The 26,216-nt window shown below is 69.6% G+C and carries 19 protein-coding genes and 1 tRNA gene; 8 read left to right on the forward strand and 12 right to left on the reverse strand.

Annotation, left to right across the window (positions count from 1 at the left end):
• Positions 1–2 precede the first annotated feature (2 nt).
• Genes ACRAKF_RS11025 through ACRAKF_RS11035 form a run of 3 tightly spaced genes read left to right on the forward strand, consistent with a single transcriptional unit; the run spans position 3 to position 3,388 of the window.
• Positions 3–1,847 carry a branched-chain amino acid ABC transporter permease gene (locus ACRAKF_RS11025; RefSeq protein WP_447036769.1) on the forward strand — a complete coding sequence of 615 codons (1,845 nt, stop codon included), beginning with the start codon at positions 3–5 and terminating at the stop codon, positions 1,845–1,847.
• A 3-nt stretch (positions 1,848–1,850) separates the two neighbouring features.
• Complete coding sequence (locus tag ACRAKF_RS11030) at positions 1,851–2,675, forward strand: ABC transporter ATP-binding protein (protein ID WP_447036770.1); 825 nt, start codon at positions 1,851–1,853, stop codon at positions 2,673–2,675.
• Complete coding sequence (locus ACRAKF_RS11035; RefSeq protein ID WP_447036771.1) at positions 2,672–3,388, forward strand: ABC transporter ATP-binding protein; 717 nt, start codon at positions 2,672–2,674, stop codon at positions 3,386–3,388. The genes ACRAKF_RS11030 and ACRAKF_RS11035 overlap by 4 nt, the downstream gene beginning before the upstream one ends.
• A gap of 87 nt (positions 3,389–3,475) precedes the next feature.
• On the opposite strand, the gene ACRAKF_RS11040 is transcribed toward ACRAKF_RS11035, so the two are convergent.
• Positions 3,476–4,135: an ANTAR domain-containing response regulator gene (locus tag ACRAKF_RS11040; protein WP_447036772.1), complete on the reverse strand. Its 660-nt coding sequence runs from the start codon at positions 4,133–4,135 to the stop codon at positions 3,476–3,478.
• A 100-nt stretch (positions 4,136–4,235) separates the two neighbouring features.
• Here ACRAKF_RS11040 and ACRAKF_RS11045 point away from each other — a divergent pair.
• Both ACRAKF_RS11045 and ACRAKF_RS11050 read left to right on the forward strand, forming a co-directional pair.
• Positions 4,236–4,308: transfer RNA gene (locus ACRAKF_RS11045), tRNA-Leu, on the forward strand.
• A 110-nt stretch (positions 4,309–4,418) separates the two neighbouring features.
• A complete protein-coding gene (locus ACRAKF_RS11050) occupies positions 4,419–5,198 on the forward strand; it encodes a helix-turn-helix domain-containing protein (RefSeq protein WP_447036773.1) in 780 nt (259 codons plus the stop codon).
• Positions 5,199–5,211: 13 nt separating this feature from the next.
• Here ACRAKF_RS11050 and pyk read toward each other — a convergent pair whose 3' ends face one another.
• Complete coding sequence (pyk, locus tag ACRAKF_RS11055) at positions 5,212–6,648, reverse strand: pyruvate kinase (protein WP_447036774.1); 1,437 nt, start codon at positions 6,646–6,648, stop codon at positions 5,212–5,214.
• A gap of 123 nt (positions 6,649–6,771) precedes the next feature.
• Positions 6,772–7,488 carry an SIMPL domain-containing protein gene (locus ACRAKF_RS11060; RefSeq protein WP_447036775.1) on the reverse strand — a complete coding sequence of 239 codons (717 nt, stop codon included), beginning with the start codon at positions 7,486–7,488 and terminating at the stop codon, positions 6,772–6,774.
• A gap of 152 nt (positions 7,489–7,640) precedes the next feature.
• On the opposite strand from ACRAKF_RS11060, the gene ACRAKF_RS11065 reads away from it, so the two are divergent.
• The gene (locus tag ACRAKF_RS11065; protein WP_447036776.1) at positions 7,641–9,443 is read left to right on the forward strand and encodes a bifunctional metallophosphatase/5'-nucleotidase; all 1,803 of its coding nucleotides are present in this window, start codon (positions 7,641–7,643) and stop codon (positions 9,441–9,443) included.
• A 31-nt stretch (positions 9,444–9,474) separates the two neighbouring features.
• On the opposite strand, the gene ACRAKF_RS11070 is transcribed toward ACRAKF_RS11065, so the two are convergent.
• From ACRAKF_RS11070 to ACRAKF_RS11100, 7 genes are all read right to left on the reverse strand, one after another.
• On the reverse strand, positions 9,475–10,686 hold the full coding sequence (locus ACRAKF_RS11070; RefSeq protein WP_447036777.1) for a GDSL-type esterase/lipase family protein: 1,212 nt from the start codon (positions 10,684–10,686) through the stop codon (positions 9,475–9,477).
• Between the two features lie 94 nt (positions 10,687–10,780).
• A complete protein-coding gene (locus ACRAKF_RS11075; protein ID WP_447036778.1) occupies positions 10,781–12,232 on the reverse strand; it encodes a lysine N(6)-hydroxylase/L-ornithine N(5)-oxygenase family protein in 1,452 nt (483 codons plus the stop codon).
• Complete coding sequence (locus ACRAKF_RS11080; RefSeq protein WP_447036779.1) at positions 12,229–13,701, reverse strand: pyridoxal phosphate-dependent decarboxylase family protein; 1,473 nt, start codon at positions 13,699–13,701, stop codon at positions 12,229–12,231. Before ACRAKF_RS11080 ends, ACRAKF_RS11075 begins: the two co-directional genes overlap by 4 nt.
• A gap of 171 nt (positions 13,702–13,872) precedes the next feature.
• Positions 13,873–14,730, reverse strand: a complete 858-nt coding sequence (locus tag ACRAKF_RS11085) for an NmrA family NAD(P)-binding protein (protein ID WP_447036780.1) — start codon at positions 14,728–14,730, stop codon at positions 13,873–13,875.
• A gap of 156 nt (positions 14,731–14,886) precedes the next feature.
• Positions 14,887–17,424, reverse strand: a complete 2,538-nt coding sequence (pepN, locus tag ACRAKF_RS11090) for an aminopeptidase N (protein ID WP_447036781.1) — start codon at positions 17,422–17,424, stop codon at positions 14,887–14,889.
• A gap of 259 nt (positions 17,425–17,683) precedes the next feature.
• Positions 17,684–18,046 (reverse strand): chorismate mutase, encoded by a 363-nt coding sequence (locus tag ACRAKF_RS11095; RefSeq protein ID WP_447036782.1) that lies wholly within the window; start codon positions 18,044–18,046, stop codon positions 17,684–17,686.
• Between the two features lie 11 nt (positions 18,047–18,057).
• A complete protein-coding gene (locus ACRAKF_RS11100; RefSeq protein ID WP_447036783.1) occupies positions 18,058–18,966 on the reverse strand; it encodes a helix-turn-helix domain-containing protein in 909 nt (302 codons plus the stop codon).
• Between the two features lie 130 nt (positions 18,967–19,096).
• Between ACRAKF_RS11100 and ACRAKF_RS11105 the strand changes: the two genes are divergently transcribed.
• Positions 19,097–20,872, forward strand: a complete 1,776-nt coding sequence (locus ACRAKF_RS11105; protein WP_447036784.1) for a glycoside hydrolase family 35 protein — start codon at positions 19,097–19,099, stop codon at positions 20,870–20,872.
• Positions 20,873–20,930: 58 nt separating this feature from the next.
• Here the strand turns inward: ACRAKF_RS11105 and ACRAKF_RS11110 are convergent, their stop codons facing one another.
• Positions 20,931–24,038: an endo-alpha-N-acetylgalactosaminidase family protein gene (locus ACRAKF_RS11110; RefSeq protein WP_447036785.1), complete on the reverse strand. Its 3,108-nt coding sequence runs from the start codon at positions 24,036–24,038 to the stop codon at positions 20,931–20,933.
• Between the two features lie 196 nt (positions 24,039–24,234).
• On the reverse strand, positions 24,235–25,032 hold the full coding sequence (locus ACRAKF_RS11115) for a S1 family peptidase (RefSeq protein WP_447036786.1): 798 nt from the start codon (positions 25,030–25,032) through the stop codon (positions 24,235–24,237).
• A gap of 249 nt (positions 25,033–25,281) precedes the next feature.
• Here ACRAKF_RS11115 and ACRAKF_RS11120 point away from each other — a divergent pair, with 249 nt between their 5' ends.
• Complete coding sequence (locus tag ACRAKF_RS11120; protein ID WP_447036787.1) at positions 25,282–26,211, forward strand: hypothetical protein; 930 nt, start codon at positions 25,282–25,284, stop codon at positions 26,209–26,211.
• Positions 26,212–26,216: the final 5 nt, after the last annotated feature.

Consider the following 26,216-nt stretch of genomic DNA (forward strand, 5'->3'; position numbering starts at 1 on the left):
CCATGAACACACACACCACCACGGCCGAAAACGCCCACCCCCACGACGAAGCCCCACCCACCGGCCTCATCCCCATCCCCACCCCCACCGCAAGAGCCCTGACCACCGGCGGCGGCGCACTCACCGTCATCTCCGCCTTCCTCGCCTGGACCTGGACCGCCGCATTCCCCGGCGACCTCACCGTCTACGGCTACCCCGGCGGCCTCCAATGGCTCGTCCTCATCACCGGCGCCCTCACCACCCTCCTCGGACTCGCCTCCTACGACATCAAGGGCATCCGAGCCATCGCACCCGGCAACGCCGACGCCGCCCTCAAATACGCGGCCCTCGCAGCCTTCGCCACCGCCTGGTACACGATCCTCGCCATCAGCACCCAACTCGGCGGACTCGCCAACCTCGAACCCGGCGGCTGGATCACCGCCATCGCCACCCTCGGCGCCCTCACCGGCGCCCTCGCCCTGCCCTTCCGGCGACCCGACACCTACCCCGTCGACCCCGAAGACACCAGCTGGGAACAGGTCAAACACCGCCTGCGCAACGGCATGATCGTCTTCAAGGGCGCCTTCGCCGCCGACACACCCCCCACACCCCGCAAACTCAACTCATACCTCGAAATACTCGTCATCATCACCGCCCTCGCCACCGGCCTCCTCGTCTTCACCTACGGCATCGGCACCGAATACGACGAACTCTTCATCGGCTTCCTCATCTCCGTCGGCCTCGGCTTCGCCGCCCTCTCCAAAGCCGGCCTCGTCGCCCAGATCTCCGTCTACACCGCACGCCACCGCAACATCACCCTCACCGGCGCATTCCTCGCCGCAGCCGCATTCCCCTTCACCCAGAGCGACGACCAATACGCCACCATCGGCGTCTACATCCTCATCTTCGCCACCGTCGCCCTCGGCCTGAACATCGTCGTCGGACTCGCCGGCCTCCTCGACCTCGGATACGTCGCCTTCCTCGGCGTCGGCGCCTACGCCGCCTCCATGGTCTCCGGATCCCCCAGCTCCCCCTTCGACATCCACCTCCCCTTCTGGGGCGCCATCCTCGTCGGCGCCGCCGCCTCCCTCATCTTCGGCGTCCTCATCGGAGCCCCCACCCTCCGCCTACGCGGCGACTACCTCGCCATCGTCACCCTCGGCTTCGGCGAAATCTTCCGCATCGTCGCCATGAACTCCGACGGCGCCTCCGGACCCGACATCACCAACGGATCCAACGGCATCTCCTCCATCCCCAACCTCAAAATCCTCGGCTTCGACTTCGGCATCGAGCACACCATCGCCGGCTTCACCATCGGCCGGTTCGCGAACTACTTCTTCCTGATGCTGCTCATCACCCTCGTCGTCGTCCTCGTATTCCGCCGCAGCGGAGACTCCCGCATAGGACGCGCCTGGGTAGCCATCCGCGAAGACGAAACCGCCGCACTCGCCATGGGCATCAACGGCTTCCGAGTCAAACTCATCGCCTTCGCCCTCGGCGCCTCACTCGCCGGACTCGCCGGCACCGTCCAAGCCCACGTGACCTACACCGTCACCCCCGAGCAATACCAATTCGCCAACACCGTCCCCCCCAACTCCGCATTCCTCCTCGCCGCAGTCGTCCTCGGCGGCATGGGAACCATCAGCGGACCCCTCGTCGGCGCCGCACTCCTCTACCTCATCCCCAACAAACTCGCCTTCCTCGGCGACTACCAGCTCTTCGCCTTCGGACTCGCCCTCGTACTCCTCATGCGCTTCCGCCCCGAAGGCCTCATCCCCAACCGGCGCCGCCAACTCGAATTCCACGAAGCCGAACTCGCCCCCGGCGAAACACCACCACCCGCAGTCCTCAGCAAGACAGGGGCCTGACCCATGACCACAGACACCACCAAACAGGGCCACGCCCCCACCACCCCCGCCGGAGAACCCGTCCTCGACGCCCGCGGCGTCACCATGCGCTTCGGCGGCCTCACCGCCGTACGCTCCGTCGACCTCACCGTCAACAGCGGCGAAATCGTCGGACTCATCGGACCCAACGGCGCCGGAAAAACCACCTTCTTCAACTGCCTCACCGGGCTCTACACCCCCACCGAAGGCGAAGTCCGCTACAAAGGCGCCATCCTCCCCGCGAAATCCTTCAAAGTCACCGCGGCCGGAATCGCCCGAACCTTCCAGAACATCCGGCTCTTCGCCAACATGACCGTCCTGGAGAACGTCCTCGTCGGCCGCCATACGCGTACGAAGGAAGGCCTCTGGTCGGCCCTCCTCCGCGGCCCCGGCTTCCACAGGGCAGAAGCGGCATCCAAGGCACGCGCCATGGAACTCCTGGAATTCGTGGGACTCGCCGAAAAGGCCGAACACCTCTCACGCAACCTCCCCTACGGAGAACAGCGCAAGCTCGAAATCGCCCGAGCCCTCGCCAGCGAACCAGGACTCCTCCTCCTGGACGAACCCACCGCCGGCATGAACCCCCAAGAAACCCGCACCACCGAAGAACTCGTCTTCGCCATCCGCGACATGGGCATCGCCGTCCTCGTCATCGAGCACGACATGCGCTTCATCTTCAACCTCTGCGACCGCGTGACCGTCCTCATCCAAGGCGAAAAACTCGTCGAAGGAACCAGCGAGACAGTCCAGCAGGACGACCGCGTCATCGCCGCCTACCTCGGCGAGCCCTTCGAGGAGAACAACTCATGACCGCACTCCTCGAGGTCGAGGACCTCCGCGTCGCCTACGGCAAGATCGAAGCCGTCAAAGGCATCTCCTTCACCGTCGACGCCGGCCAGGTCGTCACCCTCATCGGCACCAACGGCGCGGGAAAGACCACGACACTGCGCACCCTGTCGGGCCTCCTCAAGCCCGTCGGCGGATCGATCAAATTCAACGGGAAGACTCTCCGCAAATACCGCGCGGACCAAATAGTCTCCCTCGGCCTCGCCCACTCCCCCGAAGGCCGCCACATCTTCCCCCGCATGACCATCGAGAACAATCTCCGCCTCGGCGCCTACCTCCGCTCCGACAAAGGCGGCATCGAGAAAGACATCCAGCGCGCCTACGACCTCTTCCCCATCCTCGGGGAACGCCGAAAGCAAGCAGCGGGCACCCTCTCCGGCGGCGAACAGCAAATGCTCGCCATGGGCCGCGCCCTCATGTCCCAGCCCAAACTCCTCATGCTCGACGAACCCTCCATGGGCCTCTCGCCGATCATGATGCAGAAGATCATGGCCACCATCGCCGAGCTCAAGGCCAACGGCACCACGATCCTGCTCGTCGAACAGAACGCCCAGGCCGCGCTCTCCCTCGCCGACCACGGCCACGTCATGGAAGTCGGCAAGATCGTCCTCTCCGGCACCGGAGGCGACCTCCTGCACGACGAATCCGTACGGAAGGCCTACCTGGGCGAGGACTGACCACGCCTTGCGCCCACGCATACGAAGAGGCCCGCATCCCCTGGCCTGGGGACGCGGGCCTCCACGTACGTACTGCTGATCTCCGGGCTAGCCCTTGGCCGCCTTCTTCTCCTCGGCGTCCTCGATGACCGCCTCCGCGACCTGCTGCATCGAGAGCCGCCGGTCCATCGACGTCTTCTGGATCCACCGGAACGCGGCCGGCTCGGTCAGCCCGTACTCCGTCTGGAGAATCGACTTCGCCCGGTCCACCAGCTTCCGCGTCTCCAGCCGCTGCGAGAGGTCCGCGACCTCCTTCTCCAGCGTCTTCAGCTCCGTGAACCGCGAGACGGCCATCTCGATCGCCGGAACGACGTCACTCTTGCTGAACGGCTTCACGAGGTACGCCATCGCGCCGGCGTCCCTCGCCCGCTCGACGAGGTCGCGCTGCGAGAACGCGGTCAGCATCAGTACCGGGGCGATGGACTCCTCGGCGATCTTCTCCGCCGCGGAGATGCCGTCCATCACGGGCATCTTCACGTCCAGGATCACGAGGTCCGGCTTGTGCTCGCGGGCCAGCTCGACGGCCTTCTCGCCGTCACCGGCCTCGCCTACGACGGTGTAGCCCTCTTCCTCGAGCATCTCTTTGAGGTCGAGCCGGATCAGGGCCTCGTCCTCGGCGATGACGACGCGGGTCGTCAGCGGCGGCACGTGCGACTGGTCGTCGTCGGACACGTCGTCTGCGGGCTGGGGCGACTCGGGGGCGGTCACGGGGGCTCCTTGATGCGGGCAGATACTGCTTCCCAAGAGCCTACCTAGCTGCGGTATGGTGGTGGCACAGCGGGTGACCGCTGACCTTCGTTTCGAAGGGGCCCCGGTAGCCCAGCGGTAGAGGCCATGGATTCAAAACCCATACAGCGTCGGTTCGAATCCGACTCGGGGCACTTTTCCTTCCTTTCTAAGGCCGCAAAGGAATCGTGCGGCTTCACGTAAACGTGTGAACGCTCCACGTTACGCACAATCCGCGGCGACGCCGCGAGCGAAACTCCCCCACATGGAGCAGCACAAACCTTCGGTGCGCGCAGAAGCGCTCGAACTGCTACGCGTCGGCGTGCCGAACCGAACCGTTGCCGAACGACTCAATGTGCCGCGCGGCACAATCGGCTGGTGGCTTTCCGAGGAACGCCGGAAACAGGGCGTCAAGTACGAGCGCGTCACGGACTGCCCCGTGTGCACGGACCGGAATCTTGACCACCGAGCCTATGCCTACCTGCTTGGCCTCTACCTCGGGGATGGCCACATCACCTCGAAAGCCAAGCAGCATCACCTGTCCATTTTCTGCAACGCATCGCAAGTAGGACTGATCGCAGCCGCTGCGTCAGCGATGAAAGCGGTCATGCCGCTGCCAAGCGTCAAGCTCCGTCACAGAGCAGGGTGCACCGAGGTGAAGTCGTTCACGAAACACTGGCCCTGCCTCTTCCCCCAGCACGGCCCCGGCAAGAAGCACGACCGCAGGATCGCCCTGGAGCCCTGGCAGCAGGAGATCGTGGACGCTCACCCGTGGGACTTCGTCCGGGGACTCATCCACTCCGACGGGTGCCGCATCACGAACTGGACGACCCGCCTCGTCCGCGGCGAGCGCAAGCGCTACGAGTACCCCCGGTACTTCTTCACGAATGTCTCCGACGACATCCGGGAGCTGTACACGGACACCCTGGACAAGCTCGGCATCGCCTGGACGCACTGCACCCGCCACGGCAACCCGTACAACATCTCCGTCGCCCGCAAGGCCGACGTGGCCGCCATGGACCTCCACATCGGCCCCAAGTACTAAAAGGTACTAAAAGCTACTGGGGGCTGTCGTCCTCGCCGATGTGGTGGATGCGGACCAGGTTCGTGGAGCCCGCGACGCCCGGCGGGGAGCCGGCCGTGATGACGACGACGTCACCCCGCTCGCAGCGGCCGATCTTGAGGAGCAGCTCGTCGACCTGGTCGACCATCGCGTCGGTGGAGTCGACGTGCGGGCCGAGGAAGGTCTCGACGCCCCACGTGAGGGTGAGCTGGGCGCGGGTCGCCGTGTCGGGGGTGAAGGCGAGGAGCGGGATGGGTGAGCGGTAGCGGCTGAGGCGGCGGACGGTGTCGCCGGACTGGGTGAAGGCGACGAGGAACTTGGCGCCGAGGAAGTCGCCCATTTCGGCGGCTGCGCGGGCGACGGCGCCGCCCTGGGTGCGGGGTTTGCTGCGTTCGGTGAGGGGCGGGAGGCCCTTGGCGAGGATGTCTTCCTCTGCCGCTTCGACGATGCGGGCCATGGTGCGGACCGTCTCGATGGGGTATTTGCCGACGCTGGTCTCGCCGGAGAGCATGACGGCGTCGGTGCCGTCGATGACGGCGTTGGCGACGTCGGAGGCTTCGGCGCGGGTGGGCCGGGAGTTGTCGATCATCGAGTCGAGCATTTGGGTGGCGACGATGACCGGTTTGGCGTTGCGCTTGGCGAGTTTGATGGCGCGTTTTTGGACGATGGGGACTTGTTCGAGGGGCATTTCGACGCCGAGGTCGCCGCGGGCGACCATGATGCCGTCGAAGGCGGCGACGATGTCTTCGATGTTGTCGACTGCCTGGGGTTTTTCGACTTTGGCGATGACGGGGAGGCGGCGGCCTTCTTCGTCCATGATGCGGTGGACGTCTTCGATGTCGCGGCCGCTGCGGACGAAGGAGAGGGCGATGATGTCGCAGCCGATGCGCAGGGCCCAGCGGAGGTCTTCTTCGTCCTTGTCGGAGAGTGCGGGGACGGAGACGGCGACGCCGGGGAGGTTGAGGCCCTTGTGGTCGGAGACCATGCCGCCTTCGATGACGGTGGTGGTGACGCGGGGGCCGTTGACGGCGGTGACTTCGAGGGTGACTTTGCCGTCGTCGACGAGGATGCGTTCGCCGGTGGTGACGTCGTCGGCGAGGCCGTGGTAGGTGGTTCCGCACTGTTGGCGGTCGCCTTGGGTGTCGGGTTCGACGGTGATGGTGAATTCGTCGCCGCGTTCAAGGAGTACGGGGCCTTCGCGGAAGCGTCCGAGGCGGATCTTCGGGCCTTGAAGGTCGGCGAGGATGCCGACGCTGCGGCCGCCTTCTTCCGAGGCCTTGCGCACGCGCTGGTAGCGCTCCTCGTGTTCGGCGTGGGTGCCGTGGCTGAGGTTGAATCGGGCTACGTCCATTCCGGCTGTGACCAGTGCCTTGATCTGGTCGTACGAGTCGGTGGCGGGTCCCAGGGTGCTGACGATTTTTGCTCGGCGCATGGTTCGAGCCTAGGGCTTACCGACTGGTAGGGAATTGGTTGGACATGACTCCTCAACAACCTTTGTGTGAAGGGTTATTGACAAGTGTTGAAGTGTGCGGGGTGTTGCTCTGATGAGCATTCCTCAGAGGTCGGGCGGGGTCATGGTGAAGCGGGCGTTGACGGTGGCGTAGACGTGCTGGCGTTGCGGTTCGAGGTCGAGGGGTGCGGCTTCGGTGGTGTGGTCGGCTGCTCCGGCGTAGGCGGCGCGCATGCTGCCGGCGGGGCTTGCGTAGGCGTCGTAGGCGGGGGTGTTCTCGGCGCCGATGTCGGCGAGTTCGGTGAGGGCGGCGAGTGTGGTGCCGAGGGCGTCGGCGTATTCGCGGGCGCGTTGGACGGCTTCGCGTACGGCTTGTTGCCGTGCGTGGCGGTGGGTGGGTGAGTCGGGGCGCAGGGCCCACCAGGGGCCTTCGACGTGGGTGAGGTCGAGGTCGGCGAGGCGGGTGGTGAGTTCGCCGAGTGCGGTGAAGTCGGTGAGTTCGGCGGTGGTGTGGACGCGGCCGTGGTAGGCGCGGACGCGTTCGCCGCGGCCGTGTTTGGTGAGTTCGGGGCTGATGGAGAAGGTGCCGGTCTCGATTTTCTCGACGGCGTCGCCGTAGGTCTTGATGAGGTCGAGGATGTCTGTGTTGCGGCGGGTGAGGTCGTCGAGGGCGTCGCGGCGGTCGGTGCCGCGGGCGTGGACGGTGACGCTGATGCGGGCGATTTCGGGGTCGACTTCGAGGTGGGCTTCGCCGCGGACGGCGAGGCGTGGGGCGTCGGGGGTGCCGTAGGGGGCGGTGGCGGGGGCGGGTTCGGTGTCCATGGGGTCACTGTCGCATCGCTTGGCCGGGTTGCGGCTCATCTGACAGTCACCGGATCGAAACCTGTTGGGTCTGTTGCGGGTGGGTGGGTGCGGGCCAGAATCTACGCGCGTTATCTACGCGCGTTACCGAGGTCTGATCGAGGAGTACTGAGATGCCGCTGAACCGCAGGAAGTTCCTGGGCACGTCTGCCGCGTCCGGCGTGGGTCTGGCTGTCGCGGGGGCGGCGGTGGCGCCGTCCGTGGCGGAGGCGCGGGGTGGGCACGGCCGGCGGGAGAAGCGGTACTCGTTCACCGTTCTCGGCACGACGGATCTGCATGGCAATGTCTTCAACTGGGACTATTTCACCGACAAGGAGTTCGATGACAAGGACCACAATGATGTGGGCCTTGCGAAGATCTCGACGCTGGTGAACGAGGTCCGTGAGGAGAAGGGGCGCCGCAACACTCTTCTCATCGATGCGGGTGACACGATTCAGGGCACGCAGCTCTCGTATTACTACGCGAAGGTCGACCCGATCACGGCGAAGCACGGTCCGGTGCATCCGATGGCGCAGGCGATGAACGCGATCGGTTATGACGCGGCGGCGCTGGGGAATCACGAGTTCAATTATGGGATTCCGGTGCTGCGCAAGTTCGAGGAGCAGTGTGACTTTCCGCTGCTCGGGGCCAACGCGTTGGACGCGAAGACGCAGCGGCCGGCTTTCCCGCCGTACTTCATGAAGCGGTTGCGCACTCCGCACGGTCGGGATGTGCGGGTGGCGGTCCTGGGTCTCACCAATCCGGGTATCGCGATCTGGGACAAGGCGAATGTGCAGGGCAAGATGACGTTCCCGGGTCTTGAGGAGCAGGCGGCGAAGTGGGTGCCGAGGCTGCGGTCGATGGGTGCGGACGTGGTGATCGTGTCGGCGCATTCCGGGTCGAGCGGTACGTCGTCGTACGGGGATCAGTTGCCGTATGTGGAGAACGCGGCGGGTCTGGTGGCCGAGCAGGTGCCGGGTATCGACGCGATTCTGGTCGGTCACGCGCACACGGAGATTCCCGAGTATTTCGTGGAGAACAAGGCGACGGGCAAGAAGGTGGTTCTGTCGGAGCCGTTGAAGTGGGGGCAGCGGTTGACGTTGTTCGACTTCGATCTGGTGTGGGAGAAGGGGTGCTGGTCGGTGGAGAAGGTCGGGGCGCGGGTCCTGAACTCCAACGCCGCGGCGGAGGACCGGAAGATCACGCGGTTGCTCGCCGATGAGCACGAGAAGGTCGTGGCGTACGTCAATCAGGTCATCGGTACGTCGGTGGCGGCGATGAGCACGGCGGAGGGTCCGTACAAGGATGTCCCGATCATTGATCTGATCAATGAGGTGCAGCGGGAGACGGTGGCGGAGGCGCTGAAGGGTGGGGCGTACGCGGCGTTGCCGGTGCTTTCGCAGGCGTCGTGTTTCTCGCGTACGGCGCAGATTCCGGCGGGTGATGTGACGATCAGGGATGCTGCGGGCCTCTATCCCTTCGAGAACACTCTGGAGGCGCGGCTCGTGACGGGTGCGCAGCTCAGGGAGTATCTGGAGTTCTCGGCGCGGTATTACGTGCGGACGGCTGCGGGTGTTCCGGTGGATCCGGCGAAGTTGACCAATGCGGAGGGTATCCCGGATTACAACTATGACGCGGTGTCCGGTGTGACGTACGAGATTGATGTCGCGAAGCCGGTGGGTTCGCGGATCGTGAAGCTGGCCTTCGATGGTGAGGCGATCGATCCGAAGGCGGAGTTCGTGCTCGCGGTGAACAATTATCGGGCGAGTGGTGGCGGCAATTTCCCGCACATCGCGGGTGCCAAGCAGGTGTGGGCGAATTCGGAGGAGATCCGGAACACGATCATCGGGTGGGTGAAGGCGAAGGGGACGGTCGACCCGGGTCAGTTCGCGTCGGTGGGCTGGAGGCTGACCCGGGACGGTGTGCCGGTGTTCTAGGTGCCGCGTCGCGCGGCGGTTTCCGCGCCGCTCAGTTCTTGAGGGTGGCGAGGTCGACGGCGTCGGCGAGTGCTTGGGCGCCGGCGTCGTTGACGTGGAGGCCGTCGCCGCTGTCGTAGTCGTCGTGGATGCGGTCGGGGTCGGCGGGGTCCGCGACGGCGGCGGCGAAGTCGGCGTAGGCGTCGAAGGGGCTGTCGGTGCCGCGTATCCAGGTGTTGACGTCGCGGGCGACGGCGATGCCTTCGGGGGTGGAGTAGCCCTCGTAGATGGTGTCTTTGTAGGGGCCGACGGTGGTGGCGATGGCGGTGAGGCCTGCCGCGTGGATGCGTTCGGCGAGGGTGGTCAGGCCGGTGATGAGGTCGGCGGCGGTGGGGATGGGGGCGGGGTCGGGGTAGGCCCCCTGGCCGGGGATGCCGAGGTCGTTGAGGCCGAAGTGGATCAGTACGTGGGTGGCGCCGGGGATGTCGAGGGCGTCGCGCTGGAGGCGGGCGAGGGCGTGTTCGCCGATTTCGTCGGTGAGCAGGCGGTTGGCGGACAGGCCGGTGTTGACGGCCCAGCCGGTGTGTCCGGCTGCGCGGAGGCGGTTGTTGAGCAGGTCGGGGAAGCGGTTGTCGGTGTCGCTGGTGGTGCCGGTGCCTTCGAACCAGGAGTCGCCGAAGGCCACGGTGACGGGGGTGCCCGCGGGGGCGAGGACGTCGGCGCCGCTGATGAAGTGGCGGGTGGCGAGTTCTTCGAGGCCTTGGGTGCCGTCGAGGGTGGGGGCGGTGAGGGCGTTGCCGGGTACGGCGTAGCCGGTGCGCAGGGGGACGGCGGAGTAGGTGGCGGGTCCGGTGTCCTGGGGGAGCCAGAGGGTGAGGGCCCATTCGTCGCCGGCGGTGACGGTGTGGTGGAGGGTGTCGGTGGTGACTTCCTCGCCTGCGGGGATGGTGAATTGTTGCGCGCCGTCGACGTGGAGGGTCGTGTCGCTGTGGGGGTCGGTGCTGCTGCCTTCGGTGCGTTTGGCGAGGTGGGCGCCGCCGATGTGGAGGGGTTGTCTGCCGTAGCGGTTGCTGAGGTGGATGCGCAGGGCGCTGCCGGCGCCGTCGAGGCGGATGACCTGGCGGAGGGTCTGGTCGGAGAAGCGGCGGATCTCGAACAGCTCGATGGTTTCGTACGGGCTGACGACGGCGGATCGGAAGGCCGCGGTCCAGGTGGTGGTCGGGGTCGTGGCCGGGGTGGTGGTGCCGGTGGTGTGGGTGGTCATGCTGGGCTGAACAGGCGTGCTGGGCGGGGTATTTCGTGCCGGGGTGGTTTCTGGCCGGGATTGTTCGGCGGTGTGGGGGCGCTGGGGCGGGGTCTCAGCTCCTGAGCCGTACGAGTTTGCCCTGTTGTTCCCCCGTGTGCCCGGCGGTGCGGGTGCCGGGTGCTTCGTGGGGTTGGAGGCCGAAGGTGGTGAAGGCGGTGCGGGTGGGCAGGGGGTAGGGGTTTCGGCCGGTGAGGGCGTTGAGGATGGTGGCGCTGCGCCAGGCGGCGAGGCCGAGGTCGGGGGCGCCGACGCCGTGGGTGTGGCGTTCGGCGTTCTGGACGTAGATGTTGCTGCCGGTGCGGGTGATGGTGGGGTCGAGGTCGAGGCGGTACTGCTCGTCGACGCGGGGGCGGTCGGAGGAGTCCTTGCGGATGTGGGGGTCGAGGCCGGCGAGGAGCTGGTCGAGGGGCCGTTCGCGGTAGCCGGTGGCGAGGACGACGGCGTCGGTGGTGAGGCGGGAGCGGGTGCCTTGCTGGAGGTGTTCCAGGTGGAGTTCGACGCGGGTGGCGCCGACGCGTCCCGCGGTGCGTACGCGGACGCCGGGGGTGAGGACGGCGTCGGGCCAGCCGCCGTGGAGGGTGCGTTGGTAGAGCTGGTCGTGGATGGCGGCGATGGTGTCGGCGTCGATGCCTTTGTGGAGTTGCCACTGGTGGGGGACGAGGCCGTCGCGCACGGCTTCGGGGAGGGCGTGGAAGTAGCGGGTGTAGTCGGGGGTGAAGTGTTCGAGGCCGAGTTTTGAGTACTCCATGGGTGCGAACGCTTCGGTGCGGGCGAGCCAGTGGAGTTTCTCGTGTCCCTCGGGGCGGGCGCGGAGCAGGTCGAGGAAGATTTCGGCGCCCGACTGGCCGGAGCCGATGACGGTGATGTGTTCGGCTTCGAGGAGGGTTTCGCGGTGGTGGAGGTAGTCCGCGGAGTGGATGACGGGGGTGCCGGGGGCTGCGGCGAGGGGTTTGAGGGGTTCGGGGATGTGGGGGGCGGTGCCGACGCCCAGGGCGATGTTCTTGGTGTGGGTGCGGCAGAGGGCTTCGGCTTCTCCGTCGGCGTCGAGTTGGGTGTAGTCGACTTCGAAGAGGGCGCGTTCGGGGTTCCAGCGGACGGCGTCGACGTGGTGGCCGAAGTGGAGTCCGGTGAGGTTCTCGCTGACCCAGCGGCAGTAGGCGTCGTATTCGGCGCGCTGGATGTGGAAGCGCTCGGCGAAGTAGAAGGGGAACAGGCGCTCGCGGGTCTTGAGGTAGTTGAGGAAGGACCAGGGGCTTGCGGGGTCGGCGAGGGTCACGAGGTCGGCGAGGAAGGGGACTTGGAGGGTGGCGCCTTCGATGAGGAGTCCGGGGTGCCAGTGGAAGGCGGGCCGCTGGTCGTAGAAGGCGGTGTCGAGTTCGCCGAGGGGGTGGGCGAGTGCGGCGAGGGAGAGGTTGAACGGGCCGATGCCGATGCCGACCAGGTCGCGGGGGGTTTCGCGGGTGGTGGGCGGCTCGGGTCCTGGCTGGTCGGGCGTGCCGGTCATCGGGGGGTGGTTCCTTCCGTGGGGTGGGGGGTGGTGCGGGCCGGGTGGTGGTGTTCGACCAGTGCGAGGAGCCGGTTGAGGTCTTCGGGCCGGGTGTGGGGGTTGAGCAGTGTCGCTTTGAGCCAGCGGCGTCCTGCGAGGTCGGCGCGGCCGAGGACGGCGGTGCCTTCGGTGAGGAGTTGTCTGCGTACGTGGGCGATGTGGTGGTCGTCGGTGTCGGTGGGCCTGAAGAGGACGGTGCTGATGGTGGGGGTGTCGTGGAGTTCGAAGCGGGGGTGTTTGTCGATGAGGGCGGCGAACTCCTGGGCCTGGTCGCAGACGTGGTCGACGAGGGCGCCGAGTCCTTGGCGGCCGAGGGCTTTGAGGGTGACGGCGATCTTGAGGATGTCGGGGCGGCGGGTGGTGCGCAGGGAGCGGCCGAGGAGGTCGGGCAGTCCCGCGTGGGTGTCGTCGTCGGCGTTGAGGTAGTCGGCGCTGTGGGTGAGCGCGGTGAGGTCGGTGGGGTCGCGTACGGCGAGGAGTCCGGCGGCCGCGGGCTGCCAGCCGAGTTTGTGGAGGTCGAGGGTGACGGTGTCGGCGCGGTGGATGCCGTGCAGGAGGTGTCGGCGTGCGTCGCTGAAGACGAGGCCCGCGCCGTAGGCGGCGTCGATGTGGAGGCGGGCGGAGTGGGCGGCGCACAGGTCGGCGATGTCGTCGAGGGGGTCGATGAGTCCGGCGTCGGTGGTGCCCGCGGTGGCGGCGACGATGAGGGTGCCGGGTGGGCCCGCGGTCGCGGTGAGGGCCTGGTCGAGTGTGGTGGGGTCGAGGGTGCCCGTGGGGGTGGGGACGACGGTGGGGGCGGGCAGGCCGAGGAGCCAGGCGGCGCGGGCGAGGCTGTGGTGGGCGTTGGCTCCGACGAACAGGCGTAGGGGCCCTTGGGTGGCGGGGTTCTCGCGGGCGAGGAGGAGGGCGAGCTGGTTGGCCTCGGTGCCGCCGGTGGTGACGAGGGCGTCGCCTGCCTCATCGCTGAGGGCGTCGCCCGACCTGCCGTTGAGGGGGTCGCCGCTCGCGTGGATCTGGGCGGTGAGGGTGCGCGTGACGAGCGCTTCGAGCGTGGAGGCGGCGGGCGCCTGGTCCCAGGAGTCCATGGAGGGGTTGAGCGCGGACGCGGCGAGGTCGGCGGCGGCGGCCACGGCGAGCGGGGGGCAGTGCAGATGTGCGGCGCAGAGCGGGTCCGCGGGGTCGGCGGCGCCTTCGGTGAGGGCGTGGACGAGGCTGCGCAGGGCCGCTTCGGGGCCTTCGCCCTGTTCGGGCAGGAGGGGCAGGGCGGCGGCGCGTACGCGGTCGGCGACGGCTTCGGGGCCCCCTGCGGGCAGGGGGCCCCGGCGGGCTGCGGCGCCTTCGCGGAGGGCGCGGAGTGTGGTGGCGAGCAGCGGCTGGAGGGCTTCGGGGCCGTGGGCGCCTCCGGCGAGGGGCGGCGGGGTGCTCATGGGCTTGTCCTCCGGGTGCGCGCGTGCGGGAGGACCAGCCTGTACAACGCATGCACCGGTTGCCCGAGTACTTCGGGGAACCGAACCCGAAAGTGGTACTTGCGTACTGGTGACGGGTGGTGGTGCGCGGCGGGGTGCTAGGCGCGGGGGCCCGGTGATGCCCTGTGGGGTCTAGGAGGTGCGGAAGTCGGCCTTGTGGTCGTGGGCCCACTGGTCGAAGGTGCGGGCCGGTTGTCCGGTGACGGCTTCGACGGTGGTGGTGATCTCGGGTTCGGTGCCGACGGTCTCGGCGAAGGAGGCGAGGAGGGCGGGCAGCATCTGCGGCGGCACGTGCGGGAACATCTCGGGGCCGACGTCCTCGGCGGGTACGTCGATGAAGCGCAGGGTTCGGCCGAGTGCGGCGCCGATGGCGTGGATCTGCTGTTCGGTGGTGACGGCGTGGGGTCCGGTGAGGCGGTGGACGGCGCCTTGGTGGCCGTCGTCGAGGAGGGTGCGGGCGGCGACGTCCGCGATGTCGGCCTCGTGGATGGGGGCGGTGGCGGCTGCGGCGAAGGGGCCGCGGACGGTGTCGCCGAGGCGTATCTGGGGTGCCCATTGCAGGGAGTTGGTGGCGAAGGCGTTGGGCCGCAGAAAGGTGTGGCCGAGGCCGCTCTCCCGTACGTGTGCTTCGAGTTCGGCGTGCATGACGTGGATGGGGTGGCTGGTGTCGGCGCCTTCTTCGATGATGCCGGACGAGAGGACGGTGACGTGCTGCACGCCGGCCGCGGCGGCTGCTGCGAGGAGTGCGGCGGTGTGCGCGCCGGCGGCCCGCAGGTGGAGGAAGAGCCGGGTGGCGTCCTTGAACACGGCGGTGAGGTCGACGAGCGGGGGGTGCTCGCCGGAGAGATCGAGCCGTGCGACCTCGGTGGCCGCGGGGAGCCGGGCGCCCTCGGGGTCGCGGGTCAGGGCGCGTACGGGGGCGCCTTCCGAGCCGAGTCGGTCGACGAGGGCGCGGCCTACGTTTCCGGTGGCTCCGGTCACGACGATCACGTGGGGGCTCCTTCGGCTGGGGGGCCGGGTGGCGGGTCCGGCCCGGCTCTTGATCGAGCCTAGGCCGGGCCCGCCGTGCGCGGGATCGTCGGTTGGGACCAGGGGGTGTAGGCCGTGGGTCCTACGTCCGGGGGCCCAGGAGTCCGGGGGTGCGGGTCAGGCTGTGCCGTTTCCTTCCCGTACGCGCAGGGCCCGTGCCAGGTCGTCGAGTTGGTCGGTGAATTTGCGGCGCAGGGCGGGGATGGGGTCGGCGTCGCGCAGGCACCGCTCGCCGAGGTGGAGCGTCTCGGCGTCGACGAAGGGTGCGGGGAAGGCCCAGGCGCCCACGACCTCGGCGATGGCGGGGCCGCGCCGGGCCGCCACGGTGACGGCGTCCTCGTAGTAGCGGGGGACGTATTCCCGTACGAGGTCGGCCTGTTCGGGCTGCCAGAAGCCCTGGGCGGTGGCCTTGAGGAGGTAGTTGGACAGCTCGTCGGTGGCGAACATGGCCTCCCACGCGGCTCGTTTGGCGGCGGCGTCGGGCAGCGCGGCGCGGCAGCGTGCCGCGCCTTCCTGGCCGGTGGCGCTGGGGTCGCGTGCCAGTTCGGCGGCGATGGCGGCTTCGTCGGTCGCGTCGAGGACGGCGAGGCGGGCGAGGACGCGCCAGCGCAGTTCGGGGTCGAGTTCGGGGCCGCCGGGCACGGTGCCCTCGGTGAGCCAGGCCTCCAGGGGTGCCGGCTGGGTGGCGACGTCGATGGCGCTGCGGACGGCGGTGAGGCGCAGGCCGGGGTTGGAGCCGTCCTCGGTGCGGCGGATCAGGTCGCGGCAGAGTTCGCCGAGGGTGGCGAGGGCGGCGGGCCGCTCGTCGGGGCCGGTGTAGCGGCCCGCGATGTGGTCGGTGGCGAAGGTGAGGACGCCTTGGACGATGGCGAGGTCGCTCTCCTCGGGGAGGTGGGTGAGGGCGGCGCGCAGGTAGACGGCCGGGGGGAGTTCGCCGTCGCGGACCATGTCGCGCAGGCTGTTCCACAGGACGGCGCGGGTGAGCGGGTCGGGGACCTGGGAGAGGCTCGTGAGGGCGGTCTCCTGGGAGGCCGTGTCCAGGCGGATCTTGGCGTAGGTGAGGTCCTGGTCGTTGGGGACGACGAGGGCGGGGCGGCCGCCGTCGCGTTCGACGGTGGTGGTGGCGGAGATGTCGGTCTCGAAGCGTTCGCGCAGGACGAGCGCGGGGCCACCGGCGAGGTCACGGTCGTACACGCCGACGGTGACGCGGTGCGGGCGTCCGCTCTCACGGCCCGCCTCGCCGCCTCCGTCGCGGTCGATGCCGAGGGTCCACTGGCGTCCCGCGTGGTTGACCTTCGAGGTCAGGGTGTCGACGCCGGTGGTGCGCAGCCAGGCCTCGGCCCAGGAGTGGACGTCGCGGTCGGTGGCGTGGGCGAGGGAGTCGATGAAGTCGGCGAGGGTGGCGTTGCCGAACTTGTGCCGGGTGAAGTGCGTGTTGATGCCGGCGAGGAAGTCCTTCTCGCCGAGCCAGGCGACGAGCTGGCGCAGGGCGCTTGCGCCCTTGGCGTAGGAGATGCCGTCGAAGTTGAGCATCGCGGAGGCGGTGTCGGGCACGGCGGCGGGGTCGGGGGCGACGGGGTGGGTGGAGGGGCGCTGGTCGGCGTCGTAGCCCCAGGATTTGCGGGCGATGCCGAAGTCGGTCCACGGGTCGGTGAAGCCAGTGGCTTCGGCGGTGGTCTGGAAGCCCATGTACTCGGCGAAGGACTCGTTGAGCCAGATGTCGTCCCACCAGCGCAGGGTGACGAGGTCGCCGAACCACATGTGGGCCATCTCGTGGGCGATGACCATGGCGCGGGTCTGGCGTTCGGTGTCGGTGACGGCGGAGCGGTAGATGAACTCGTCGCGGAAGGTGACGAGGCCGGGGTTCTCCATGGCGCCGGCGTTGAATTCGGGGACGAACGCCTGGTCGTAGGAGTCGAAGGGGTAGGGCTCCTCGAACTTCTCGTGGTAGCGGTCGTAGAGGGCGCGGGTGAGGCCGAGGATCTCGTCGGCGTCGGTGTCCATGTGGGGTGCGAGGGAGCGGCGGCAGTGGATGCCGAAGGGCAGGCCGCGGTGTTCGGTGCGCACCGAGTGCCAGGGTCCGGCGGCGACGGCGACGAGGTAGGTGGAGATGAGGGGGGTGGGTGCGGCCTGCCAGGTGCCGTCGCCGAGGTGGCGGGTGACGCCGTTGGCGAGGACGGTCCAGTTCTCGGGGGCGGTGACGGTCAGCTCGAAGACGGCCTTCAGGTCGGGCTGGTCGAAGGCGGCGAAGACGCGCTGCACGTCTTCCATGAAGAGCTGGGTGTAGAGGTAGGTCTCGCCGTCGGTGGGGTCGGTGAAGCGGTGCATGCCCTCGCCGGTGTGCGAGTAGCGCATGGTGGCGTGTACGCGCAGTTCGTGTTCGCCGGCGGTGAGGCCGTGCAGGGTGAGGCGGTTGTCGTCGAGGCCTGCGGGGTCGACGGGCTGTCCGTCGAGGGTGACGGAGTGCAGTGCGGCGGGCTTGAGCTCGACGAAGGTGGCGCTGTCCGCGCGGGCGCTGAAGCGGATGGTGGTGCGGGACTCGAAGGTGTCGCCGGTGGCGTCGGCCGCCTGGGTCAGATCGAGTTCGACCGTGTACCGGTGGACATCGATGAGCTGGGCACGGGTCTGCGCTTCGTCGCGCGTCAGTACGGGCATGGCCCCATGCTGCCCGATGTCACCGGTATCGGTGTAGGCGTCGGATCCCGGCGCCCGCGTGCGGGGTGGGCGCTAGGGTCTGTCGTTTGGATCAGGTCGGCTGTAAGGGGCGGTGCCTTCGAGCCCTGCCCGAGCGGGGTCTGGTGCGTGCAGCTGCAAGGCGGAGGAGGGCGACAACGCGGAGCGTTGGCAACCGACGACAACGCCGCAGATGTGCGTGCCAGGGCCCGCGACGCCGAGATGATCCAAACGACAGGCCCTACGAGGATTTGGCGATCGTCTCGTGGTGGCGGATCACCTCGGCGATGATGAAGTTGAGGAGTTTCTCGGCGAACGCGGGGTCGAGTTTGGCGTTCTCGGCGAGTTCGCGCAGGCGGGCGATCTGGCGGCCCTCGCGGGCGGGGTCGGCGGGCGGCAGGTGGTGGTTGGCCTTGAGGTGGCCGACCTGCTGGGTGCACTTGAAGCGTTCGGCGAGCATGTGGACGACGGCGGCGTCGATGTTGTCGATGCTGTCGCGCAGTCGCGTCAGCTCGGCGTGGACGGCCTCGTCGTCGGGGATGCCGGCGCCGTTGTTCCCGGGGGCGTCCGCGCTGTTCGCGTCACTGGTGTGGCTGGTGGTCATGGGTCACGAGCCTACGTTGCCGGGGTGGGTCCGCCCGCGGCACAGGAGCGCAGAATCGGCGGGTGGTCGGGGTCGGGTACCTGCTGGGACCAGCCGCCGGGTACGGCCCTTCCCTGCTGTTCCCGGAAGCGGACGGGGGCGGTGCCGACCCGGCGGGTGAAAAGGCGTGAAAAGTACGCCGGGTCGTCGTAGCCGACGCGGCGGGCCACCGCGGCGACGGGCAGCTCGGTGGCGGCGAGGAGTTCCTTGGCGCGGCCGAGGCGGATGCCGAGGAGGTAGTCCTTGGGGCTGCATCCGGCGCCGCGGCGTACGGCGGTGCGCAGTTCTGCGGGGGTCATGCCGTGCCGTGCGGCGTGTTCGGCGACGGACAAGGGCTGGAAGGCGTCGCGGGCGAGGGCCTGGAGCACGGGGTCGCCGTCGGGGGCGATGTCGGCGCGGGCGCGGCGCAGGGCGACGAGGAGTTCGTGGACGGCGGCTCCGGTCTCGACTTCCAGGAGCGGGTTGCCGCGGCGGGCGGCGCGGGCGATGCGGCCGACGGCTGCGCGGGCGCCGGCCGCGTCGGAGAGGGGGACGACGGCTCGGGTGGGTTCGATGTAGCCGAGTTCGGTGTAGGTGGCGGTGGCGGGTCCGGTGAAGTCGACGAAGCACTCGTCCCAGCCGGTGTCGGGGTCGGGCCCGTAGTGGTGGCGCACGCCGGGGGTGAGCCAGATCAGGGCGGGCGCGGTCACTGTCGTACGGCGTCCGTCGGGGCCGCGGAACCAGCCGCCGCCCGCGCTGATGACGACGGCGACGTGGTGGTCGAGGGTGCGGGGGCCCACGGTCGGCAGGAGGCCGTGCTGGAGGCCGACGCCGAGGCAGGCCAGGCCGAGCCGGTGGTGGGCCGGGCTGGGAGTGAAATACCGCATCCATGTGTGGTACATCCGCGTGCCCCTTCCGGTGCGGGTCAGGCATCTGTCCCGCTCGCTGCGTCCAACCGGAACCGATCTTTGTCCATGGACCCTGCCGCCCGCCAGAGGTGATCGTGGGTGAGCGTGCTGTGAGCGAAGGGACATGATGGACGGTTTCCAGGTCGGCGAGGATGGTTTCAGGGTCGGCGAGAGTGATTTCGAGCTGGACGGGCGGCCGGTGCGGCTGCTCTCCGGCGCGCTGCACTACTTCCGGGTGCACGAGGGGCAGTGGGGGCACCGTCTGGCGATGCTGCGGGCGCTGGGCCTGAACTGTGTGGAGACGTATGTCCCGTGGAACCTGCACGAGCCGTTCCCGGGCACCTACCGGGATGTCGAGGCGCTCGGCCGTTTCCTGGACGCGGCGCGGGAGGCGGGCCTGTGGGCGATCGTGCGGCCGGGCCCGTACATCTGCGCGGAGTGGGAGAACGGTGGCCTTCCGCACTGGCTGACGGGGGTGGTGGGGGTACGCGCGCGGACGCGTGACGAGGAGTATCTGGGGCATGTGGGGCGCTGGTTCCGGCGGCTGCTGCGGGAGGTCGTGCCGCGGCAGTACGGCGGGCCTGACGGCGGGCCGGTGATCATGGTGCAGGTCGAGAACGAGTACGGCAGTTACGGCTCGGACCAGGTGTATCTGGCTCATCTCGCGGACTTGCTGCGGGCGCGGGGTGTGCGGGTGCCGCTGTTCACCTCGGACGGCCCCGAGGATCACATGCTGACCGGTGGTTCGATTCCGGGTGTCCTCGCCACGGCCAACTTCGGTTCGGGGGCGCGGGCGGCGTTCGCGGTGCTGCGCGGGCACCGTCCTTCGGGGCCGCTGATGTGCATGGAGTTCTGGTGCGGCTGGTTCGACCACTGGGGCGCGGAGCACGTCGTGCGGGACGCGGACGACGCGGCGGCGGCGCTGGCCGAGATCCTGGAGTGCGGGGCGTCGGTGAACCTGTACATGGCGCACGGCGGCACGAACTTCGCGGGCTGGGCGGGCGCCAACCGCGGGGGTGGCGCGCTGCACGACGGGGCGTTGGAGCCCGACGTCACCTCGTACGACTATGACGCGCCGATCGACGAGTACGGCCGTCCCACGGCGAAGTTCCGGGCGTTCAGGGAGGTCCTCGCGCGGTACGCGCCGGGGCCCCTGCCGGAGGTTCCGGAGCCGCTGCCGGTGCTGGGCGCCCCGGTGTCGGCGGCGCTGACGGACTGGGCGGCCCTGGGCACGGTCCTGGACCGTCTCGGTACGCCGGAGGCGGAGCACGCCGTCCCGCCCACCTTCGAGGAGCTCGACGTGGACCGCGGTGTGGTGCGGTACGCGCTGACGGTGCCGGGTCCGCGCGGTCCCCACCCGCTGTCCGTGCGGGGGCTGCGCGACCGGGCGGTCGTGTACGTGGACGGGGAGCGGGCCGGGGTCCTGACCGAGGACGAGCCGGTTCTGGCGGAGCCGGTCGCGGGGTACGCGCGCGTGGAGCTGTGGGTGGAGTCCCTGGGGCGGGTCAACTACGGGCCGCGCATGGGTGAGCCGAAGGGCATCGAGGGGGGTGTCCTGCACGAGCGGCAGTATCTGCACGGGGTTCGGGCGGCGGGGCTGCGGCTCGACGCGTTCGACGTGGCGGCGGCGGTGCGGGAGGTCCCCGCGGGCGGTCCGGCGCGGGGGCGGCCCGGCCTCTACCGGGGTTCGCTGTCCGTGCGTGGCGCGGGCGATGCCGCGCTGGAGCTGCCGGGCTTCACGCGTGGCTTCGTGTGGGTGAACGGCTTCAATCTGGGGCGTTACTGGTCGGTGGGCCCGCAGAGGTCTCTCTATGTGCCGGGTCCTGTGCTGCGGGAGGGCGAGAACGAGGTGTGGGTGCTTGAGCTGGAGGGGGGCGGGGAGCGGGTCGCGCTGCGGTGAGGGTGAGGGTGGTGCCGGGCCGCGCGCACCGGGCGGGTGCGCGCGGCCCGGGCGGCGGTCAGACCTCGCTGACCTGGAAGGCGTCGAGCACGAACTCCGCCGTGCCGTCGTCGCCGGTCTTGCGCAGGCCCACCCAGGCCTCGCCCTCGGCGGGGGCGGTGAACTCGTAGGTGAGGGTGGTGGGCGTCGTGGCGACGGGGAGGTCCTTGCGGTCGAGTTCGCGGGCGGCGGGGGCGTCGACGGCGGTGATCCACGCGTACTGGCCGGCCTTCTCGTTCTCGTACGGGAAGGAGACGCGGTAGCGCTTGCCGGGCGTGAAGCGGACGGTGTGCGGGACGGTGCGGTAGACGAGTCCGGTGTTCTCGCCGCGTGACTTCAGGGAGTTGGTGCCGTCGATGACGTCGTCGATCTCCTTGCCGTTCCAGCCGCGCTGGGTGTACGGGGCGTGGCGCTGGGCGATGTGGGTGCGCGGGTCGGTGGCGCCGCCTGCGTCGCCCTTGACGAAGGGGCCCCAGCCCTGCGGGACGTGCTCGAAGTCCTCGTGGACGAGGGTGCCGCGGGGCGGCTTCGCGTGGTGGGCGGCGACGACGCGTACGTTGTCGAAGCGCACGCGCGCGTGGCCGGCCTCGGCCCGCAGTGTCAGCTCGGCGGTGCCGCCGCCCTGGGGGACGGTGAAGCGGGTGAACATGCGCTGGAACCGGGTGCCGTGCTTGCGGTCGGCGGCGACGTGGTTGCCGGCGGTGGACGTCTCGGTGAAGTTGGCCGCGGTGACCCCGTCGGCGGTGCGCACCTCCAGGGACGCCTTGCGCCGCTCCCCCGCCTTCTCGCCGACCTCGACCTGCACGGAGGCGACGTACGTACCGGCTTCGAGGCGGGTGAGCCTCTGTCCTACGGACGCGGCGCCGCCCGCGCCGATGACCAGCTCGTGGTCGCCGAGCGCGCTGAGCTCCACGGCGGCGGGCCCGGCGGCCTTCCACTCCTTGAGGGAGCCGGAGTGGAAGCCGGGGTCGCGCAGCGGAGTGCCCTGTCCCCACTTCGGGTCGGGCAGGGCGGCGGCACGCTCGCGGTAGAGGACGTAGGGCTGCTTCGCCTCCGCCTTCAGGGTGACCTTGCCGTCCACTACGGAGACGTACGACTCGAAGGCCCTGCCCTGGTCGGTGAGCCGGTACAGGGCCACGCGGGAACGCCTGGCCCACGCGCGCGGGAGGTGCCAGTCGCTGCTGCCGCCGGTGGGGTTGTAGTGGTACAGCTTGGCGGGAGCGGTGGCCTTGCGGGGCTCCCAGGGCAGCAGGTAGCGGCCGTCTTCGTAGACGACGTTTCCGTCGGTGGTGATGCGGCGCTTGCCCGAGGCGTCGGAGACCGTCGTCCCGCTCGCCCCGGGGCCCGCCGCTCCGAAGAAGGTGATCTCGTGCTCGTCCCACGTCTTGATGGGGTACGCCTGGAGGTACTTGGCGGGCAGTGAGTGGGTCCAGATCAGCTCGTAGAAGGCGTGCCAGTCGGTCTTGCCGATCCAGCCCTCGAAGTTGCCCATGCGGGCGATGCCGAGGAGGGTGGGCCACTTGTCGGCGAAGACGTCCTTCTGGTGGTTGCGGACGAAGCGGATCAGGCGGGAGTTGATGCCGCGCGAGGTGTCGCCGCCGTAGTCGGTCTCGGTGGCCCAGTGCGACCAGACCGCGGAGCGTTCGAGGCCGTGGCCCCACTCCGTGGTGATCGTCCAGCCCTGTTCGCGCAGGGCGCGCTGGAGGCGGTCGGAGGTCCAGCCGGATTCGCGGAACACATCGATGTACAGGGCGTTCAGGCCATCGTCGGCTTGGGCGCGCAGGTCGGCGAAGCGGCGCACGATGTCGCCGGAGACGAGGTCGCGGCGCTGGTCGATGCGGTAGCTCTGGTCGAGCCAGTCCCACTGCTCGTCGCGTCTGTCGACGAGCTTCTCGGAGAAGGCGTGGGCGACGGGGTAGGACTCGGTGGCGTTGACGTGCACGCTGAAGGTGCTGTTCCACTTCTTGCCCTCGTGGACCAGGGTGTTGAGGTCCTTGAGGCCGCCCGCACGCTCGTTGTAGTTGTCGGCGTAGTCGGGGTGGGCGGAGTCGTGCCCCTCGGACTGGTAGCCCTTCAGGAGCGTGTACTGGCCGAGGCCGTCGGTCGCCAGGTGGATGCGCTTGACGTCGTCGAGGGTGGCCAGGAAGGGGTTGGTGGCCTGTGAGGCGAAGTTGAACGGGATGTGCGGGACGACGCGCAGATGCTGTTCGTCGGCGCCGAGCGGCGTCACCATGATGTCGCGGAAGGCGATCGCGGCGTCCTGCCAGTCGACCTTGCCGTCGCCGTTGCGGTCGCCGGTGATCACGACGGTGGCGTACGGGAGGGGTTCGGTGGCGTCGAGGGGCGCGGTCGCGGCACGGTGCGTCCACTGGCCGGGGCTCAACCGGGTCTCCACATGGTCGCCCGTTCGCACCGTCTCGCGCCACAGGCGGCCGTTCTCCCAGGTGGTGCCCGCCTCGCCGGTGGGTTTGTCGTAGCCGGTGTTCGTCTCGACCGCCCCGCCGAGCCCGTCGTGCGCGACGACGGCGTACGCGCATCCGACGGCGGCCTCGGCGGGCGTGTCCTTGCGCGGCCGGACGAGCGTGTCGCCGCTCTTGGCCTTGTCGAGCTGCACCTTGGCGGCGAGCAGGGCGGCGCCGGGCTGGTCGCTGCGTACGGAGAGCAGGGAGAGCCCGGGTATTTGGAGGGTGCCGACCCGCAGCGCGTCCGTGTCCGCGATCCTGGTGACCCGCCAGTGGACCTGCCGCCCCTCGACCGCGATCTCCACGTCGATCCGGGTGCCGCCGTCGAAGACCATGTCGTACGAGATGCGGTCCCCGCCCGGCGAAGCGGTGACCTCGGGCGTCCGCTCGACCCCGTCGACGAGCACCGCGCTCAGCGGCTCCGCGCGGCCGTGCAGTACGGCACCGCTCGCGCGGTCGGTGTACGAGATGACGCGGGGGAAGTCGCCCGCGACGCGGACGTCCAGGCCGGCCGAGCGCAGGACCACCTCGCCCGCGGGGCGTTTCCCCGCGCCGGGCGCGCCGAACGCGCTCCCGGCCGCCCCCAGGGCGGCCCCCACCCCGGCTATCGCGCCCGTGGCGACCACGGCTCGGCGGCTCGGCCCGGACCTGTCTGACGGCAGCATGCGGCACCCCTCGGTGGACGGAACTCGTGCGGTTCACGATGCGCGGGTCCGGCCGGGGGCGCCCATGGACAAAGGAGGGGCAGGTGTTGGACTAACGGGGCTCCGGGGCGGGGCTGGCCGAGCCGGGCCGGGCAGCGCGACGGGGCGCCCGCGGGTGCGGGCGCCCCGTGCGTGGAGCGTCGGGCGGTGCCGGGACTCAGAGCCCCGCGGCCGCCTTCTCTATGTCGGCCGCGAAGGTCGACACCTCGGTGTAGACGCCGGGGAACTTCGGCCGCGCGCAGCCGTTGCCCCAGCTCACGATGCCGACCTGGATGTACTCGCCGGCCTCGTCCTTGCGGAACATCGGGCCGCCCGAGTCGCCCTGGCAGGTGTCCGTGCCGCCCTCGGCGAGCTTGCCCGCGCAGAGCTCCTCGCCGGGCGTCAGGTCCTCGCCGTAGGCGGCCTCGCAGTCGGCGTCGCTGACGAACGGGACGGTCGCCTTGAGGAGGTTCCGCTGCTGCTGGCCGCCCTCCTTGTCGGCGCCCCAGCCCGCGACGGTGAAGTCACCCTCGTTGTACGTGGTGTCCTTGGCGATCTTCAGCGTGGGCTGGTCGATCGGCTTGGCGAGCTTGATGAGCGCCCAGTCCTTGCCCTTGCCGTCGTAGCCGGGGGCCTGTAGGACCTTGGTGGACTTGACGCTGATCGCGTCGGGGCTCTCCAGGTCCACGACGCCACCGGTGGCGGTGATGCTCGTGTTGTCGCCGGAGCCGTCCACGCAGTGAGCGGCGGTCAGGACGACGTCCTGGGCGTACAGCGCGCCGCCACAGCCCATCGACAGACGGACCATGAACGGGAACTCGCCCTGCTCGGCGGGGGTGCCGCCGACTATGCGCTCACCCGGCTGGGGGCCCGGGTCCGGCGCCGCCTGGGCGGCAAGGGGCTGAAGGCTGACGGTGGCCAGAGCGATCGCGCCGAGGGTGGCGGCTCTCTTCACTCCACGCAGCTTGGTCTTCAATTGTCTTCCCTTCGTGGGGGGTTCGTGGGGGGTACACGCCTGAGCGGGCCCCTGCCGACCCGCACGGGAGTGCGTGTGGATGGCATGTGCCCGCCAAAGCGTTGCTGCGGATTATGGAGATCAATGTCCGCTCAGGACAAGGGGTTGTTTCCAGCCACGGCTTGTCGTGCGCACCCGGCCCGGGGCCGGTGGCCGGCCGTACAGTGGCCTCGGACGCGTTGGCCGGTGGTGGCGTCAGGGGGTGGGGACGTGGCGGACGGCGGTGGGCCTGTCGTGCACGGCTATCCCCATCTGGAGACCGTCCGTGCCGCCATCACCGCGCTCTACAGACGCCTCTCGTACGACACCGTCCGCACCTTCGACACCAGCGTGGCCCCCGTCGACGTGGCCTTCGGCGACCAGGACGACCTGCATCTGGGCGCGCAGCGGGTGGCCCGCGAGATGGTGCGGCACCTGCGCCTGCCCGACGCCCGCGTGATCGTCGGCTTCCGGGAGATGCGGCACGCGGCGTCCGTCGAACTCGCCGCGGGGCCCGAGTACTTCGTCGAGCTCAACGACCGTTTCCGCACCCACCGGCGGGACATCGGCGCGGCCCTCGCCCACGAGGTCATGCACGTGTATCTGCACCGCCTCGACCTGACGTTCCCCGGCACCCGCGACAACGAGATCCTGACCGACACCGCCGCCGTGTACCTGGGCGCCGGCTGGCTGCTCCTCGACGCCTACCGCGAGGACGGCGTCTCCTCGCAGAAGCTGGGCTATCTGACGCCGGAGGAGTACGGATACGTCCTGGCCAAGCGGGCGTTGGCGTTCGGCGAGGCCCCGGAGACGTGGTTCACCAGCGCGCAGGCCTACACGGCGTACACCAAAGGCCTCGCCCGGGCCCGCCGCGACGAACAGCAGCCTCCGCTGACGGCCGCCGGGTGGATGGGCAAGCGGCGGTACGCGAAGGACCGGCGGTACGCGGTGGATCACGGGGCCGCGAGGGCCGCCGGGGCGGCGGGAGCCACCGGAACCGACGGAGCCGCCGAGGGATACGGGTTCTCCGTGGACGGGCGCGGCGCGCTGCGGGTGGCCTTCGCCTGCCCGGTCTGCCGGCAGCGGATACGGGTGCCGGTTCAGGGGCGGGTGCGGGCGCGGTGCGGGTTGTGCCGGGCGGTGCTGGAGTGCGACACGTAACTTGG

The organism is Streptomyces sp. DSM 118878 (genome assembly GCF_052936595.1).